Source organism: Paenibacillus sp. CH40 (genome assembly GCF_024213605.1).
Taxonomy (GTDB): domain Bacteria; phylum Bacillota; class Bacilli; order Paenibacillales; family Paenibacillaceae; genus Paenibacillus; species Paenibacillus polymyxa_B.
Genome location: NZ_JANAVQ010000001.1, coordinates 273,534 through 289,898, shown reverse-complemented (window position 1 = coordinate 289,898; position 16,365 = coordinate 273,534). Strand labels below are relative to the sequence as shown.

17 protein-coding genes are annotated in these 16,365 nt (G+C 42.2%); 1 reads left to right on the top strand and 16 read right to left on the bottom strand.

The genetic code is table 11. The annotated features are described in order from the left end of the window. Positions 1 to 221: 221 nt before the first annotated feature. Positions 222 to 1,469, top strand: coding sequence for an S-layer homology domain-containing protein (locus NLX73_RS01235; protein ID WP_254325165.1), 1,248 nt, complete (start codon positions 222 to 224; stop codon positions 1,467 to 1,469). Positions 1,470 to 1,558: 89 nt separating this feature from the next. Here the strand turns inward: NLX73_RS01235 and NLX73_RS01230 are convergent, their stop codons facing one another. From NLX73_RS01230 to NLX73_RS01160, 16 genes are all read right to left on the bottom strand, one after another. Continuing rightward, a complete protein-coding gene (locus tag NLX73_RS01230; RefSeq protein WP_367997073.1) occupies positions 1,559 to 2,524 on the bottom strand; it encodes a helix-turn-helix domain-containing protein in 966 nt (321 codons plus the stop codon). A gap of 140 nt (positions 2,525 to 2,664) precedes the next feature. Next, entirely contained in the window at positions 2,665 to 3,648 is a 984-nt protein-coding gene (locus NLX73_RS01225) for a sensor domain-containing diguanylate cyclase (RefSeq protein WP_254325163.1), read from the bottom strand. A gap of 24 nt (positions 3,649 to 3,672) precedes the next feature. Beyond that, the gene (locus tag NLX73_RS01220) at positions 3,673 to 4,479 is read right to left on the bottom strand and encodes an alpha/beta fold hydrolase (RefSeq protein ID WP_254325162.1); all 807 of its coding nucleotides are present in this window, start codon (positions 4,477 to 4,479) and stop codon (positions 3,673 to 3,675) included. A gap of 118 nt (positions 4,480 to 4,597) precedes the next feature. Further along, the gene (locus tag NLX73_RS01215; protein ID WP_254325161.1) at positions 4,598 to 4,915 is read right to left on the bottom strand and encodes a hypothetical protein; all 318 of its coding nucleotides are present in this window, start codon (positions 4,913 to 4,915) and stop codon (positions 4,598 to 4,600) included. A 113-nt stretch (positions 4,916 to 5,028) separates the two neighbouring features. Next, positions 5,029 to 5,661, bottom strand: coding sequence for a methyl-accepting chemotaxis protein (locus NLX73_RS01210; protein ID WP_254325160.1), 633 nt, complete (start codon positions 5,659 to 5,661; stop codon positions 5,029 to 5,031). 80 nt (positions 5,662 to 5,741) lie between these two features. Next, complete coding sequence (locus tag NLX73_RS24885; protein ID WP_302055246.1) at positions 5,742 to 5,864, bottom strand: hypothetical protein; 123 nt, start codon at positions 5,862 to 5,864, stop codon at positions 5,742 to 5,744. 227 nt (positions 5,865 to 6,091) lie between these two features. Continuing rightward, positions 6,092 to 7,549 (bottom strand): glycoside hydrolase family 1 protein, encoded by a 1,458-nt coding sequence (locus NLX73_RS01205; protein ID WP_254325159.1) that lies wholly within the window; start codon positions 7,547 to 7,549, stop codon positions 6,092 to 6,094. Positions 7,550 to 7,580: 31 nt separating this feature from the next. After that, positions 7,581 to 9,494 (bottom strand): beta-glucoside-specific PTS transporter subunit IIABC, encoded by a 1,914-nt coding sequence (locus NLX73_RS01200; RefSeq protein ID WP_254325158.1) that lies wholly within the window; start codon positions 9,492 to 9,494, stop codon positions 7,581 to 7,583. Positions 9,495 to 9,600: 106 nt separating this feature from the next. After that, positions 9,601 to 10,434, bottom strand: coding sequence for a BglG family transcription antiterminator LicT (gene licT / locus NLX73_RS01195; protein WP_069290091.1), 834 nt, complete (start codon positions 10,432 to 10,434; stop codon positions 9,601 to 9,603). A gap of 586 nt (positions 10,435 to 11,020) precedes the next feature. After that, on the bottom strand, positions 11,021 to 12,037 hold the full coding sequence (gene moaA / locus NLX73_RS01190; RefSeq protein ID WP_254325157.1) for a GTP 3',8-cyclase MoaA: 1,017 nt from the start codon (positions 12,035 to 12,037) through the stop codon (positions 11,021 to 11,023). Positions 12,038 to 12,074: 37 nt separating this feature from the next. Beyond that, entirely contained in the window at positions 12,075 to 12,308 is a 234-nt protein-coding gene (locus NLX73_RS01185; protein WP_069290094.1) for a MoaD/ThiS family protein, read from the bottom strand. After that, positions 12,301 to 12,744 carry a molybdenum cofactor biosynthesis protein MoaE gene (locus NLX73_RS01180; RefSeq protein ID WP_039274531.1) on the bottom strand — a complete coding sequence of 148 codons (444 nt, stop codon included), beginning with the start codon at positions 12,742 to 12,744 and terminating at the stop codon, positions 12,301 to 12,303. The genes NLX73_RS01185 and NLX73_RS01180 overlap by 8 nt, the downstream gene beginning before the upstream one ends. A gap of 85 nt (positions 12,745 to 12,829) precedes the next feature. Beyond that, positions 12,830 to 13,849: a ThiF family adenylyltransferase gene (locus NLX73_RS01175; protein WP_254325156.1), complete on the bottom strand. Its 1,020-nt coding sequence runs from the start codon at positions 13,847 to 13,849 to the stop codon at positions 12,830 to 12,832. After that, entirely contained in the window at positions 13,842 to 14,996 is a 1,155-nt protein-coding gene (locus tag NLX73_RS01170; protein WP_103049478.1) for a nitrate/nitrite transporter, read from the bottom strand. The genes NLX73_RS01175 and NLX73_RS01170 overlap by 8 nt, the downstream gene beginning before the upstream one ends. Positions 14,997 to 15,161: 165 nt before the next feature. Then, on the bottom strand, positions 15,162 to 15,692 hold the full coding sequence (locus NLX73_RS01165) for a hemerythrin domain-containing protein (RefSeq protein ID WP_254325155.1): 531 nt from the start codon (positions 15,690 to 15,692) through the stop codon (positions 15,162 to 15,164). Positions 15,693 to 15,714: 22 nt separating this feature from the next. Beyond that, positions 15,715 to 16,362, bottom strand: a complete 648-nt coding sequence (locus NLX73_RS01160) for a response regulator transcription factor (protein WP_023989699.1) — start codon at positions 16,360 to 16,362, stop codon at positions 15,715 to 15,717. Positions 16,363 to 16,365: the final 3 nt, after the last annotated feature.

Genomic DNA, 16,365 nt, shown 5'->3' with positions numbered 1-16,365 from the left:
TTTTTTCCGAAAACGTCGCGCTAAACTGACCATTCGTATTATGAAGGGCTCGCAAATCGTGATCTGTTAATTGGGCATGGTTTTTGTCGATTTTGTTCAGAATTGGTTCAGAAGCATTTAGTATAGTAATCCAGTAGTGTAAGAAATCATATTAGCAGGTTAGTCATCATGGAGTATCTTAGTCTGTTCATCGTGACACCAGAAATTTATGGAGGAGGTTTATGAGTAAAATCAAGTCTCTTTGTTTATCTTATCTTGCTGTTATCGTCCTATTTGGGACCTGGACATGGAGTTTTTCTGGGAGTGCTGTGTATGCGACCTCCTCACCAGTACCTAGTGTAACAGATGCTGTATATGCTACTGAAACCACGGTAACGAGTTGGACAAATCCTTCTAAACAAGGTCAATCCGTAACGTTTAGCATCAAAACCATCTCACCCCCACAAATTACGAAGGATTTAACTGGCACCGTGGTTCTTATGGATGGTACGAATATATTAGATACGCTTACGTTAACGCCAAATGGGATTGCAAATGGATATGCCACTGCGACCTATACCACAAGCAATTTAAGTGTGGGAAGTCACCCGATTACTGCTATATATAGTGGGGATGCTCGATTTGCTTCGAGTACCTCTGAAGCGTATGTACAAGTTGTAAATGGAGATGCAGACACTGGGGATACTGGCGGAACTGGTGCTACTACTGGTAACGGCAGCAGTAGCAGTAAAAAAGATAAGAAGGATAGTACAGATAGTAGTGAGTCTATTTCTTCTAGCGAAACAACCACACCTTCATCACCATCGGTTTTACCGACAGATTTGCCGACGACTCTGGAAATCAAGCCAGTTGATCAACCAGAGGTTGTGCATGAAAAATATATAACCGGTTATCAGGATGGCACATTCCGACCGGACCAGTCGATTACACGAGCTGAAACTGCCGCGATGATGGCTAGAATTATGAAGTTGGAAACAAAAGAAAGCTCATTGGCATACAAAGATGTACCTAGCACGTATTGGGCGAAGGATTCGATTATAGCACTCACGACACAACACTTCATGAATGGATATGCAGATGGAACATTTCGGCCAGAGCAACCCATTACCCGTGCAGAAATGGCAGCAATACTCGCATCCTGGAAGCAGCTTAAAGGAACGCAAACCGCAGCATCTCCTTATACCGATATCGAAAAGCATTGGGCAAGAGATTCAATCGAAGCGCTAGCTGAAGCAGGATGGCTTACTGGTTATAACGAGAAAAGCTTCCAACCCAATCAATATATAACACGAGTAGAAACCGTTACAATTTTGAACACCATCTTAAAACGAGGACCCCTGGAAGGTACGACCCAGGCTACATGGAAGGATGTACCCGCAGATTACTGGGCATTTAAAAATATTGAGGAAGCGTCTCGTACCCATACTTCAACCATCAATTCAGAGGGTACTGAAACTATCGTGAATTAAGCACCAAATAAAAGCTGAAATCCTTTCTATACAGGGTTCCAGCTTTTTATTTACCTGATATCTTAAAAAAAACGGTCAAAAAATAAATTTTAAAATAACTTCTTCTTTAAGGAGGATGGCTTCACTCCGTATTCCCGGAAAAATTGCTCTGAAAATGCACTCACATTGCTATATCCTACAGCCATCGCAGCTTCAGTCACATTGCTTTCTTGGCTTCGGAGCAGCTTCATCGCATAATCGAGACGAATTTGGCGCAAATATTCAAATACAGTAGTTCCAAAGCAGGCTTTGAATCCTTTTTTTAATTTAAAATCGTTTAATCCAACCTTTTGGGATAATGTGATCAGCGAGGGTGGATCAATCATGCTGGATTCAAGGATCTCCCGAGCCATATGTAGCTTTCTGACATCTTCTTTAGACAAACCTTCGGGCATAGGTGTTAAATCAAATAATTGAATCATAAATCGATTTAAAATCTCAAGTGCCGCTGCTTCCATTAACAAAGGCGATTTATGCACACTTTTCAAGTCTTTGATCAAATGTTCAATCATCACTATACTTCTGTGATCCAGTTCAAAACTAAAGTGATGGAATGCAGCTCCCTTAAGAATTTGATTAAATTCAATAGCTACCTGCCGACGAGCCGCTAACTGTGAAGCCGCATAATTAAACAACGAAACAGGAATGCCAAGTGCAAATGATTGGTATTGTTCGTTAACCGGAGGATGGAAACATGCCTTGAAATCCTGTAAAAAAATAAGAGCACCCTGCCCCATCGGGAGTGTATAATCCAGACCAGCCACATTCACATGACGTTGACCGGAAAGCGCAAATTGAAGTTCAATCATTTGTCCTCTGGAAGAAAAATTGGTCGGATACGGCTCGTGATATTGAATGTGCGAATATACAATTTCAATTCCGCTGTAAGTTGTAACTCGGTAAATATATCCGTTGCCCGCTTCAGGTAACATCATATACGTATGCTCGTTTTGTTTTCTAAACGGAGTTTTTTCTAAATAATGCTGATATATTAATGATAACGAATTTGAATTCACAAGCGTCCACCTCAAAGGTTTTCATTCATTCTGATGATTCAAATGAGAATCGTTATCAATAATAGTAGCCGAATTTGAATGGTTTGACCATACCTATTGGAGTAACCTCAACTCTTCATTCAGTTTAAGAAGCCTCTATACTATCTCTTTACAAGATTTGCTGAATGAGTGACCCGATTTCTCCCGCCACTTTTGGAAGCATACAGAGCCAAATCCGCTTGATGAACAATCGTTTGTTCCGTATCCTCTTGCGTAACCGTTGCCACACCAATACTCACAGTAATGGTATATTCTCCCCAATCCATCGAGGCTGTCGTGGAGCGGTATCTTTCTGCTGTACGAATGGCTTCCTCTTGATCGTTGCCCGGAAGAATAATAACGAACTCCTCGCCACCATAACGAGCGACAATATCTATCTCCCGTGACATGGATTGTAGTAACTCAGCCAGATTAGTGAGCACCAGATCGCCCACCGGATGACCGTAAGTGTCGTTAATGCTTTTGAAATGATCAATATCAATGAGCAGCAGCGAAAAAGGTATTCCAGTCTCTTGAAAGGAGGCTAGACTGACTAGTAATTGATCTTGAAAATATCTTCTATTCTTAAGCCCGGTTAACGGGTCGGTTGAAGCCATCGTTTCTAGCTGGAGATTGATCCGTACCAGTTCCTGCTGCTTGATTTCATATTCTTCGTGCAACCGTTCAAGCTTCTGGTTCGCTTCATTTGTAGCCTGATATAATTCCTGAAGCTTGGTTTTGGTCTGTAGTATATCTTTTTCATGTTCAATTCGCTTACGCATCATTAGCACTACACAATCAATAACAGCTTCTCCGTTTCGTTCCTGACGAACCCCGTTTAGAAGTACAGGCACATCCTGTCGATCACTTGTCCGAAACGAAAAGTACATCTCATCGACACGCCCGTACAACTGGATATAGGGATAAAAATAAGTATGAAAAAATAGCTTGTTCGTAACAGACATTGTCGTTTCAATCGGCCGTCCAAGCAATTGATCGTGTTCATAAAGAAGCATGTCCAATAAAGTTTGATTTACCGATTGAATGATCCCAGCGTCCGAAATTGAAAAGTATCCACAGGGAGCTTTATCTAATTGAATATCCATTGCATGACTGCCTTTCATTCGATATTACACACTGGCTAAATATTCTTTGATTAAATCGCTCGTTTCTCCTGGTTGGCTTAAATGAGGATAATGCCCCTTTGCTCTCATCTGCTGAAGTCTGCTATTTCTAAGATGGGTGTGTAAATAATCCCCTACCTCAATCGGAGCAATACTATCGTCCGAGCACTGGAGAATCAGTGTAGGAACCGAAGCATGCTGGAGATCGACACGGCAATCCGAAAAAAAAGTCACTTCCGCAAATTGTCGTGCAATATGAGGGTCTCTTGAGCAAAAGGTTTTCTCCAACTCTTCGGTTAATTCCTGTCGTTCAGGATTCTGCATAACAATGGGTGCCAGGTAACTAGCCCAGCCAATAAAGTTCATTTGCATCATATCAAGCAATTCATCGATGTCACTCTTATCGAAGCCTCCATAATAATGGGGGAGGTCATTTACATACCGAGGAGAGGGACCGAGCATGACGATGCGCTCAAAATATTGAGGGCTGCGGATGGAGGCGAGCATTCCGATCATGCTGCTAACGGAGTGTCCGACGAATATGACATTTCTTAATTCTAGCGCTTCCATAATATCTAGCACATCTTGGGCATACCCTTGTAAGTCGCTGTATTTTTCTGAATCATAGTACTTAATTTGAGAATCTCCGGAACCTACGTAATCAAACAAGACGATTTGGTAGTTGTCGATAAAGCTAGGGACGATATAACGCCACATATCCTGGTCGCATCCAAAGCCGTGAGCAAACACAATCGTCTGGCTGCCTGTGCCTATTACTTTTACATTATTACGTCGGAGAATATCAACGGTCATTGTGAATCACCTCTCTGAGGTAGTATCTGTTCTATAGCTTCTCTTCCCTATTATATCGGAAAAGTTTCGATTATGGATAATGACTCTCATTCATAAATCCAGCGTTCAATGATCCCCTTTACTCTTTGCACATGTTGCTGTGATAAGGAACAAATAATAACCAATTCGTTTTTCCCATCGTATCTAACCAATGGTGAACGTCATCCTCTTCATTAACCGTTTCATGAATGATTCTGATGGATTTATGACTTATTTCTGACTTAGCCGAAAAAATGGGGTTCATATCCATGATTTTCTGACCATTAGAAAAGGAGGTGTTGTAATAAGGAATCACCCAGTTCTCCTTATCCTGATCTTGTACTACATTTAGAAATACACGCACCCAATAATCCTCTAGTTCTGTGTAACTCTGTTCATTCAACCCATTCAAATTCATACATGTATCCACTCCAAGTTATTCATTAAATAAACGTAAAAAAGTCTCGGCCAGTGATCTACATTTCCATGACGGAATGCACAATTCACAGACCGAGACTTCTTTTTCATTCTTTATTTTACATCAACATCATTCGTGATTTTCTCTATTAAACCTCTCAAACCTTGGTTGGTTTCATTTAATTGATCGATAATATTCATAAACTCCGACACAAGCTTGGCCTGCTCTTGGGAAGATACAGTAATCTGCGTAATCTCTTGTTCCATGTTATAAACGGATTGTCTGACAGCTTGCAAGGATTGCTCGATTCGTCCAGTTGCTTCCTTGGTGCCCGTAGACATCTTGCGGATTTCTGCAGCGACAACTCCAAACCCTGCTCCTGCCTCACCCACCCGAGCAGCTTCAATGGCTGCATTTAATCCAAGCAAGTTTGTCTGCTCTGAAATATCCTTGATGTAGCCTGCCACCTCAGTCACATTACCAGAGTCCTCAACCGCCTTTTTCGTATTGCTTAAAATGTCCTCGGCCGTCGCACTAAGCTCCTCCGAATGAGCCGCCACATGCTGAATCCCTTCAACTAGCTTGCTTGTAACATCCTCTGCTTGACTCATCAACTTCTTCAATTGATCTTGATCATCCATACTATAGGTGATGCACATTACTGCCTCGATCTCATTCTGTTCATTCTTAATCGGATGAAAGTAAGCATCGGCAGCAAACCCGAAAACTTCGGCATCATAACGCACTCTGGTCTTTTCTCCGCCTACTAGCATTTTGAAGTTCTTGTGTACATCAGGAAGAGCTTCGCCTGCCTTGAAGTCATAGACTAAACTTTTACCCGACTGAAAGAATAGAAATTTTCCCTATCCATTACGGAAATTAAAACATCTTGTCGTGCAGCTTCTCTGATAAACGGCATGGCGGTCAAAACAGCTTCTACTTGATTCATAATATGTATCCACTTCCTTATATTTTGATATAAGTCCTATCCTCTATTTCGACATTTTCATCCCATGTGTTTAGTGAATTAACATACTATTGGCTAGGTTGAGTCCCTAATCTGTATACATTTACCGTAGTTTCCTGAAGGGAAGTCGTTTTTTAAATCCAAACAGCGCATGCCTACTGAATAGGCACGCGCTGACTGCATCACTTTTTGAAGCCACACACTAAGCATTAATCCAGCTGCTCTCCATTGGTTTCGATCACATTCTTATACCAATAAAAGCTCTTCTTTCTGGATCTAGCAAGTGTCCCTTTGCCTTCATTATCCTTATCGACGTATATAAACCCATAACGCTTTTTCATTTCACCGGTTCCCGCGCTTACCAGATCAATACATCCCCAAGGCGTATACCCTATTAGGTCTACTCCATCAGCAATCGCTTCTTTCATTTGCTCAATGTGTTGCTTCAGATAATCAATTCGATAATCATCGTGAATGGAGCCGTTTTCTTCCACTGTATCTACGGCGCCAAGGCCATTTTCAACAACCATTAACGGGATTTCATATCGGTTATAAATGTTATTGAGGGACCATCTCAATCCCTGTGGATCGATCTGCCAATCCCAGGCACTTGCTTTCAAATGAGGATTCTTTAAGCCCATAGATAAATCCCCTCCCACCTTCTCCTGGTTAGGATCGGCACTGACACAAGTAGAGGAATAATAGCTGAAGGTATAGAAATCTACGCAGCCTTCTTTTAAGATGTCCTCATCCTCTTCTTGCATTTTGATTTGAATGTTATGATCTCTAAAATAGCGTTTGGCAAATCCCGGATAAGCTCCTCTTACTTGAACATCTGAGCATAGGAAATTACTTAAGTTATCCTTTTGTTGAGCCAGTAGAATATCATCAGGATGACATGTAAGTGGGTAGGAACACATATAAGCAATCATACAACCGATTTTAAAGTCCTTGTTGATTTCATGGCCCAGCTTTACAGCCTTTGCACTGGCAATAAATTGATGATGCAACGCCTGATACAGAACCTGCTCATCCTTCACTGTAGCATGGGCAAGCTCTCCAGTCCCCTCCGGCATCATAGCTCCAGCCATGAACGCGCCAAATGACAAGGTTAAAATATTGATTTCATTAAAGGTTAACCAGTATTTTACGACATCTTTGTATCTGTTAAAAAGCACTTCACAATATCTCACATAAAAATCTACAACTCTGCGATCTGACCAACCATTATATTTTTGGGTCAAATGAAACGGTGCTTCATAATGTGAGATCGTAACCAAAGGCTCAATATTATACTTTTTCAATTCTGCGAATACACGATCATAGAACTGCAAGCCTTGCTCATTCGGCTCTGCATCATCTCCGTTAGGAAATATTCTTGACCACGCAATGGACATTCTAAAGACCTTGAATCCCATTTCCGCAAATAAGCGGATATCCTCTTGATAGCGGTGGAAAAAATCAATAGCTTCGTGACTCGGATAGTTCACTCCTTCTTCCAGTATAGGTGTAATTCTTCGGGAAGTCGTATGCGTTCCAGCCGTAATCACATCAGCAGTGCTTAAGCCTTTACCTTCTTCATTATATCCACCTTCAAATTGGTTGGCAGCCGTTGCACCTCCCCATAAAAATCCTTGTGGAAATTCCAATTCAGTTGTATTTTTCATTGTTTAATTCCTCCTCAACATTTAATTAAGATCAGACTACGACGGTCAATAAATCCTCTTGATACTCAATTGCCTTCTTCTCTGTTTCAATGACATCCAGGTAATTCGTAGTATTGGCAACGATAATAGGTGTGGTCAAAACATAACCAGCCTCTTTTATAGCTTCCATATCAAACTCCATAAGCAGCTGGCCTTTTTTAACAGCATCTCCCTGTTTCACTTTAGGATAAAAATGTTTTCCTTTTAATTTGACCGTATCTTTGCCTACATGGATGAGGACCTCAACACCGTGGTCACTTGTAATTCCAATCGCATGACCTGACGAAAATAATGATGTTAATACACCATCTACAGGTGAAACGACCTTACCTTCAGAAGGTTCAATGGCAATCCCTTTACCCAGAGCACCTGTCGAAAAGGCTTCATCTGTTACTTCAGATAAAGACTTCACTTCACCTTTTAATGGACTCATCACCGTCTCTTGTTTTACTAAAACTTCTCCTTTGGCTGCACCTGGTGTGCTGTCTTCCTTTTTTGCTTCTTTCACTTCATCATCTTTAAATCCGCCAAAGAACATAAGCAAGAAACCTAATACAAAGCTTACCAGAATACCGATAACAGCCCCATAAAATCCGTTGTCTATTCCTGCCGGACTGATATAGCTCGGGATAGCGAAAATACCCAATCCACCAATGATGTAGCCTTTAGTTCCCATCATTCCTATAATACCGCCGCCTACTGCAGATGCTATACAGCTTAAAATAAATGGTTTCTTACGTGGTAATGTAATCCCGTAAATCGCTGGTTCTGTCACACCAAAAATCCCGGAGATGACAGCTGGAATGGAAAGTGATCTTAGTTTTACATTTTTGGTTTTAAACAAAATCGCCAGTACGACGCCTGTCTGAGCAAAGGAAGCTCCCAGCGTAGCCGCAAGAATGGGATCGAATTTAAGCACTGCTAAGTTGTTCATAGCGATAGGAACAAGTCCCCAGTGTAATCCAAAGATAACAAACACTTGCCAGAAAGCGCCCATGATTATGCCTTCAATAATTGGACTTAAGTTATACACAAAGAGGGTTGCTGCCCCAAGCAGTTGACCTGCCCAAGTCGAGAGAGGTCCAATCACAATCAATGCTAAGGGTACAATAACTAACAATGTGAAAAACGGAACCAAAAATGTTCTCACGACGCTAGGGATTACCTTTTTAAAGAAGTTTTCTATTTTTGAGCCTACATAGGTGGATATGATAATCGGAAGAACGGTTGACGCATAACTCATCAGAATGACCGGAATACCTAAGAAGGTGATATATACTGGTGACTCAAATATAGTCCCGCTAAATAGAGTGTATAGTGGTTTGCCCGAAGCTGTTATCGTGCTAAATGTCGGGTATACAAGCGATGCACCTATAGCCATACCTATAAAAATGTTGGCATTGAACTTTTTAGCTGACGTATACCCCAGGAAAATAGGAAAGAAGTAGAACAAACAATCACCTAAAGCATTGAGAATTTGATAGGTACCCGATGTAGTGGCCAGCCAGCCCAAAGCTACAAATAAGGCAGTGAAGCCCTTAATCATACCCGTGGCACTTAAGACACCCAACGTGGGTGTAAATACACCTGAAATGGTATCAATGAATCTATTGAACAAACTCGCTTTTTCACCTGAGGCTTCTTCTGAATCTCCTGTCTGAAAACCGCCTACAGCAGTAACTTCAGCATAAACCTCAGGTACATGGTTACCTATAACAACCTGGTATTGCCCGCCACTCTTTACCACAGTGACAACACCATCCATATTTTTCAAAACCTCTGTATTGGCTTTACTTTCATCTTTTAGTTTGAAGCGCAAGCGTGTAATACAATGAGTTAGACTATTCACATTTTCTTTGCCGCCGACATTTCTGATGATGTCTTTTGCTAATGTCTCATACTTCATTGTAACTTCCCCTTTATTTGTATTTATAAAAAAAGGCGAAACCAAATAGATCAAATTCGATCTAGGTTGGTTTCGCCTGCATTACCAGTAACAATCCAAGGGTTATTCAATTTTGTCTTTGGGTCACACGCTGAATATGAATCGTTATATACAGCTTCTCCTCATCTGACAATACCGTATCCAAGTATTTCTCAATCTTCAGCATGCACCCATAGGCCTTTTTGTACTTTGCTTTCACTTGCCTCCACAAAAAATCGTCTTCCAGTTCTACTTTTTCTTTTTTATTTAATCGCTGAAAGAAGAATCTTAAATGTGTAATAAATCGCTCATAACTGATCGAGTGTTCATCTATGGTGGTATTATAAGAGTATTTAATAATATTCAAGATGTCGTGTATTTTTTGAGTTTGCTGAGCAACGTCTGCTACCTTGTTGTAGGAGCTGTTTACTTGAGCGTTGATTAAATGAAGAGCAATATTACCTGCTTCATCTTCTGACAATCGTTTGTCTGTTTCTTCTTCAATAAACTCCAGTGCTTTTAAGCCAACCGCAAATTCTTTGGGATAAAATTTTTTGATCTCCCAAATTAACGGATTTGCATTTTTAAACCCTTCATCAAACATTTTAAATGCATTGTTCATGTGATCCGTAAGCGAAACATATATATAATCACTCAATTGTGCTTCTAATATGCTTTTTCCATATTCAATGATGTCATAGCATAACGAAACATATTCTGATGGAACATCCTCTAACAATAACTTGAATTTCTCTGAAGCATCTTTATGTTTAAGCACAAAGACCTTTTCAATTAGATGCTCTTCTACTTGTTCGCCTGCACTCTTTTTGAATGCAATACCACGACCCATAACAACAAATTCATCTCTTTTTTGATCTTTGGCTATTATGGCGTTGTTATTAAATATCTTCGTTATGATCATCTAACTGCCCCCCTTATCCCATCAAATTTAAAAAAGGATTTAGATGCTGGGCGAAATTTCAGATAGGTCACAAGACGGTAATAGCCGATCAAATCTTCGTCGTAAATCAAATTCAAATGTATTGATTTACAACTTTATGTTATGAAAACGCATTCATAATAAGAGACACAAGCCTTACGTTTTCCATCATTGATCTTGAGTGCTCCCAAACCGATCTGATATTCCGTTCTGAAAATGGATATAGTCGGTTAACCACGTCCCATGACATCATTTTTCGGATGTCGATTCGTTGGTCGACGTCATCATCTTTGTTGTTCAGCACTTGTAAGGCTTTATATCACTCACCTTTCTGCGTTATGGCTGGGCAGATATTCATATCATGCAGGATATCGTAAAGCTCGTATTCTAAAAAGAAAAGGCAAAACCCAACACATGGAAATTGAATTCCATGCCTCGGGTTTTGCCTTTTCAGTAACAATCCCAAAATCATAATAACATCGAATTTAAGTTTTGCCAACAAAAATGTTTGCGCTTTCTTTTTCGGAGCAACCACATCAAATACAGCACACTATCATGGTGTAAAATGTCAGCCGCCAATGTAGGACATGTTAATCTTTTTTTTGTTGTTGGCTGTCTGCTCCGTACGTTCATCGGAATACCGATCTGTGCGTTGTTCCCATACTGAAGTAATCACATCGAGCAATTCCTGGTCATTCGCCCCGTTGCGAAGCATCTGGCGTAAATCAAATCCGCCTGAAGCAAACAAACATGTATAAAACTTACCATCGCACGATAAGCGGGCACGTGTACAAGACGAACAAAACGATTCAGAAACCGAAGTAATAAAACCAATCTGTGCGTCGCTGTCTTTATAACGATAACGCTTTGCCACTTCTCCAAAGTAATCCCGATCCATCGGCTCCAGCTCGTACGCATTCTTAAGTCGTTCAACGATTTCTTTTTTGGTTAGTACTTTTTTGAAGCTCCATCCGTTGTCATTACCTACATCCATAAACTCGATAAAGCGAAGGGTTATTCCCTGCTCCTTAAAATAAGCAGCCATCGGCAAAATCTCCGAGTCATTAACACCTTTTTGAACTACCATATTGATCTTGATTTTAAAGCCGATTTCTCTTGCATATTCGATCTGTTTCAAAATAACATCAGGTTTAATCCCCCGGCCATTCAACCGCCCAAATAGCTCGGGGTCGAGAGCGTCCAGACTGACATTAAGCCGTCGTAGCCCCGCGTCATAGAGAGGCTTAGCCTGCTGTCCTAGTAGCACACCGTTGGTGGTCAAGCCGACATCTTCCACTCCGTCAATGGACAGGATTTGGGAGACCAGGTCGGATAGATTCCTGCGCATTAATGGTTCACCGCCCGTGAGTCGGATCTTTTTTACGCCCAGGGATACAAAGAGCTTCGTCAGCCGGTGAATCTCTTCAAACGACAGACATTCATTTTGGGGAAGAAAGGCGTAATCGTCACCGAAAATTTCTTTAGGCATGCAATAGGAACAGCGGAAATTGCAGCGGTCTGTAACCGATATACGCAAATCACGAATGGGCCGCTGCAACTTGTCTTTCAGTGGATGAAAATTCATACGCCCCCTCCTTTCTAGTTGTTTAACATCGTTATCATTAGCCGCCGCTGACTGGGGGAATGAAGGCTGCAATGTCTCCATCCTGTAATACATCCGTAGACAACGCATACTCTTCGTTTATCGCAATTCGCACAGACTGGATTGGCATATCTGGATATTGATCTGTTATCCAATTGGATAAATCGCCTACCGTTTGGCCCGCCAAATCTGCCAATTCTTCTGTTTTTCCCGTCACCTCACGGAGTCCTGCAAAGTAGTACAGCTTAATCATGACTGATCTCCCCCGGCTTTTTCTTTTGACCTCCGACCCACTGCGTTCCATCTTCCCAAATCTCTCGTTTCCAAATAGGAACTATTTCTTTAATTCGTTCGATCGCGTATTCATTTGCCTCATACGCATCCGAACGGTGAGGTGAAGAAACGGCAATGACAACGGCGATATCACCGATTTGAAGCTCGCCAATGCGGTGCGCGATTGCCACTCGCGTCCCTTCCCATTTCTGTTCGATTTCGCGACCAATCTCTGTGAGTTTTTTTTGGGCCATGGGGACATAGGCCTCATAAGCAAGGTATAAGGTCCGTACGCCTTGAGTCCATTCTCGTACGTGCCCTGTAAAAATAGTCACCGCTCCTGCTTCCGGCCTTAGGACATAATCCGCATAAGCCTGCGGGATAATGGGCTCCGTTACGATTTCAAATACACTCATCTTTTCCACCTTCCAGCCACCGGACAAGCCACTCTCCGGTGACAGACTCTTTTAAATGTTTCTGCTTTTTGTATCTACATCTCATTTAACCGAACAGCTGATGATATAGTTTTTGACCGTTGGCAACACTCCGTACACCGTGTATGAGAAGCCTTCCGTTTTTGAATAAAATCATTCGATGCTTAAAAGCATAAAATTCAACGAAATAAGGGGTTCTTTTTACACGATCTGCTATAAGCCTGCCCATTTTCTCTGCATCATCGAGCGTGATCGGACGTTGTGGGTCTGGAAGAACCTGTACCACGTTCCGTCCGCACAGAGCCGCATACGCCGAGCGACGTGATGCTGTCAGTGCAGGAAACGTTGGATGCTCTCCACAGGTTGGACAATCTTGGTTACGGATGCGGGAAATCCCTATGTCCATCTGCGTATTCTCCCATAGATCAAAAAGATGAACCTTGCGGCGCATCTTATCACGTCTGCCGCTCAGCCACTTCATGGCTTCTGCACATTGGAGGGCAGCTGTCACCTGGACTGCGGGTGAGATGATTCCAGCCGTATCGCAGGTCTGATTGATCGCAGGCAATGATGGCAGGAGGCAGCGTAAACAAGCAGACTCTCCCGGCACGAATGGAAAAACAACGCCTGTGCTTCCAACACAAGCTCCGTAAATCCATGGAATTCCTGTCTTCAGTGCAGCATCGTTGATAAGTAGACGAGTTTCGAAATTGTCCGTAGCATCCATTAGCAATATACTTTTGCTGGCAAGTTCTTGAACAAGCTCGGCATCCAAGTTATCGAGATATGTGTGCAACCCCACGTCTTCTCGTATGGCTTTCAGCCTTTTTTCGGCTGCCATGACCTTGGGCTGCATTTCCGCAGCGTCCTGCTCCGTAAACAACTGCTGACGTTGCAGATTCGACACCTCTACATAATCCCGGTCAACAAGATGCAGCTCTCCAACGCCCGCTCTTACCAATGTTTCGGCAATGGCGGAACCCAGTGCCCCGCAACCGATAATGGTGACGACAGCAGCGGATAGATTACGCTGCCCTTCGCCACCAATGGGTCTAAATAAGATCTGTCTGGAATAACGTTCATTCATTAGATTTTGTCCCTTGATAATACAGCCATATGACGAGGATCAGGCTAGCCAGCGCCACTTGGGAGAGGAGCATGAATCCAATGGAATATTGGCCAGTAGCGGCATGAATCGTCGATAACAGGATCGGAGGGAAAAAGCCACCGAGACCGCCCATCATGGATACAATTCCGTTAACTATACCTGCTTGTTTATTAAAATAAAATGGAACTAGCTTGAAAATGACGCCGTTCCCCACTCCAGCACTTACAGCGATCGCCAAGCAGCCTACTGTATACAGGGTAATCCCTGGTGAAAAAGCCAAAAGAATCGCAGCGACCGTATAAACTGTGAACGTGCCTACCAGCAGGAACAGGGGCTGAAACCGATCCGCCAGCCAGCCACCGATGGGACGGAAGAATGTGGCAATCGCAATAAAGCCTGCTGTACGCATCCCTGCATCCACTTTAGCCAGCTCAAAATTCGATACCAGGAAATTCGGCAAGTACACCGTAAACGCTACAAATGAGCCAAATGTAATAAAATAAAAGAGCGAGAAAAACCAAAGCTTTTCATTTTTGTAAACCCCTTTGATCTGTTCCATAATAGGCGTCTTTACTTTAGCTTCATGACGATCCCCTAAGAAGAAATTCAAAACGATAAAAACAAGCAGCAGAATGAGATACAGCTTCACTGTAAGGGCCCAGCCAATTTGTGTAGCCACAATAGGGGCCGAGAAGGTAGTGACGGCTGTTCCCAAATTCCCTATACCATACATTCCATTTACAAACCCATGTTTTTCCTTTGGATAATACTTCGGTAGCGAAGTCACCCCAACCGAGAACACAGCTCCTCCAATCCCAAGGAACAAGCCACCGATAATTAAATCCGTCATCGTAGAAGCTTCACTAATGTAGTAGACGGGAAACAAAAGCAAAATAAAGCTAACGAGAAAAACGATTCTTGCTCCAACGATGTTGGCATAATAACCAAGCGGAATGCGCAGAATCGATCCAAGCACGACCGGAATCGCCGTAACCATGGCCAATTTTCCGGGTGGAATAGCAATATCCTCCGTAATGAACGGCATAAGAGAAGAAATGATAACCCATACCATGAATCCAAGAATCAAGTTCAATGTTTGTAGCGGCAACTGCATTTTTCTAATCATTTAACTCACCTTTTCAACGTTTTTTCTGTCGAATTATTGATTTGAATTTATGTCCCCATTGTAGCCGCTAGTCGATCTGTTCGAATATAGGGGACTCCCCTTTACCTGACAGGGGACTCCCTGAAAATATAAAAAGCCGCTTCTATAAGAAGCGACTTGGTCTTTTTAAGAGATAAGTGTATTTAATTTGTCACATAACTTGGTTAGATCATTCCGATTGATCTGTTGCTCTGCCATAGGAAAAAGTACAGTTTCTTCTTTTATAAAATGTACAGTCAGCACTTCGAACGCCTCTCCCGCGTTCTTGGCTGCCTCTTGAATGTCATCAAGCGTGAGCAAACTCAGATCGCCCTCCGTTTGATAAAGAAAATGATCGATATAGCCCTCTATTTCACGGTGCTCCTCCTGTATACCGACGAGCGGTCCCTGCTCAAAACCAATGTAGGTTCCTAGCATAGAAAAGAAGTGTTCTTCTTCCTTTTCGGTATGTTTCTTGAGGGGTACCCTAAAGTCGATAATCTGCATTCTCAGTTTTTCCAGTTGCTTGCGGCCTTCTTCCAAATCTAGTATTCTGTGCTGCTCAAACCACAATACAATGGCATGCCATTCATCCATCAGATAGGTTAGATATCGATGCTCATTTTCAAGAATACGCATGGCAGGTTTGGAAAAGCGCAGTTTCTCATTTTCCAGCACGCGGATTTCCTCCATTCATCGGCTAAAAATCCAGCATTTTTTTCTTTAATGCATATTGGACCAGTTCAGGCCGGCTTCTTAAATTCAATTTTTCCATGATTTTCGCTTTGTTCGCTTCCACCGTCTTGACAGAGATGAACAGCTTTTCCGCAACTTCCTTGTTACCGTAACCTTTTGCGACCAGAGGCAGAATCTCCAGTTCCCGCTTGGACAGGATCTCATAAGGATCTTCTGATTGTGACGTTGTATCTTTTTTGATGAACTCACGAACGAGAGAAGTAGCCATTTTAGGATGGATATAAGTCCCACCCCCATGAATGGTTCGTATGGCAAGTAATAGCTCCTCATCTGGAGCATTTTTCAAAACATACCCTGAAGCACCATTCTTCAAAATATGAAAAAGATATTCTTCATCGTCATGCATGGTCAGAATCAGAATTTTAGTATCAGGGTGGTCCTCTTTAATCTTGCCTGTGGCGATCAATCCACTCTCGCCTGGGGGCATGCTGAGGTCCATGATCAGAATATCTGGACGATATTTAGCTACCATTGTATACGCTTCAATGCCGTCTGCAGCCGTTCCAACAACCTCCATATCCGATTGGAAGTTCAAAATCATGGAAAATCCGCTCCGTACAATTGCATGGTCATCCGCTAACACAATTTTGATCAC

Excerpts from the sequence above, each read along its gene's own strand:
- NLX73_RS01235 (WP_254325165.1), top strand. The coding sequence starts at position 222 with ATGAGTAAAATCAAGTCTCTTTGTTTATCTTATCTTGCTGTTATCGTC.
- NLX73_RS01225 (WP_254325163.1), bottom strand. The coding sequence starts at position 3,648 with ATGGATATTCAATTAGATAAAGCTCCCTGTGGATACTTTTCAATTTCG.
- NLX73_RS01220 (WP_254325162.1), bottom strand. The coding sequence starts at position 4,479 with ATGACCGTTGATATTCTCCGACGTAATAATGTAAAAGTAATAGGCACA.
- NLX73_RS01215 (WP_254325161.1), bottom strand. The coding sequence starts at position 4,915 with ATGAATTTGAATGGGTTGAATGAACAGAGTTACACAGAACTAGAGGAT.
- NLX73_RS24885 (WP_302055246.1), bottom strand. The coding sequence starts at position 5,864 with ATGAATCAAGTAGAAGCTGTTTTGACCGCCATGCCGTTTATCAGAGAA.
- NLX73_RS01205 (WP_254325159.1), bottom strand. The coding sequence starts at position 7,549 with ATGAAAAATACAACTGAATTGGAATTTCCACAAGGATTTTTATGGGGA.
- NLX73_RS01200 (WP_254325158.1), bottom strand. The coding sequence starts at position 9,494 with ATGAAGTATGAGACATTAGCAAAAGACATCATCAGAAATGTCGGCGGC.
- licT (WP_069290091.1), bottom strand. The coding sequence starts at position 10,434 with ATGATCATAACGAAGATATTTAATAACAACGCCATAATAGCCAAAGAT.
- moaA (WP_254325157.1), bottom strand. The coding sequence starts at position 12,037 with ATGAATTTTCATCCACTGAAAGACAAGTTGCAGCGGCCCATTCGTGAT.
- NLX73_RS01185 (WP_069290094.1), bottom strand. The coding sequence starts at position 12,308 with ATGATTAAGCTGTACTACTTTGCAGGACTCCGTGAGGTGACGGGAAAA.
- NLX73_RS01180 (WP_039274531.1), bottom strand. The coding sequence starts at position 12,744 with ATGAGTGTATTTGAAATCGTAACGGAGCCCATTATCCCGCAGGCTTAT.
- NLX73_RS01175 (WP_254325156.1), bottom strand. The coding sequence starts at position 13,849 with ATGAATGAACGTTATTCCAGACAGATCTTATTTAGACCCATTGGTGGC.
- NLX73_RS01170 (WP_103049478.1), bottom strand. The coding sequence starts at position 14,996 with ATGATTAGAAAAATGCAGTTGCCGCTACAAACATTGAACTTGATTCTT.